The 245-nt window shown below is 72.7% G+C and carries 1 protein-coding gene; it reads right to left on the bottom strand.

Annotated elements, in window-relative coordinates:
* Positions 1-24: 24 nt before the first annotated feature.
* Positions 25-245: STAS domain-containing protein (locus tag SB773_RS33935; protein WP_410594879.1), on the bottom strand; the 221-nt coding region annotated here is incomplete at its 5' end.

Genomic DNA, 245 nt, shown 5'->3' with positions numbered 1-245 from the left:
AAGGGGAGGCGAAGGACGTTCATGTCAGCTCGCAGCAGGCGGTGGGGGCGCCTGGAATTCCAATGTGGGCGTCAGCCGGTAGGCCGAAGCCAGCTCCGACAGGCCGGTAGGGGTGCCAAGCAGGACCGGCTCGGCGGCCGTTGCCGCGCGCAGGCGCGCGACCAGCTCGGCGAGGAAGGCCACGCCGGCGCTGTCCACGCGCTCGACCCCGCGCAGGTCCAGGCGATGGATGCCCGCCAGTGCCG

This window comes from Bacillus sp. SIMBA_074, from assembly GCF_046534555.1.
Taxonomy (GTDB): domain Bacteria; phylum Bacillota; class Bacilli; order Bacillales; family Bacillaceae_G; genus Bacillus_A; species Bacillus_A mycoides.
This window is presented reverse-complemented; position numbering and strand designations above follow the sequence as displayed.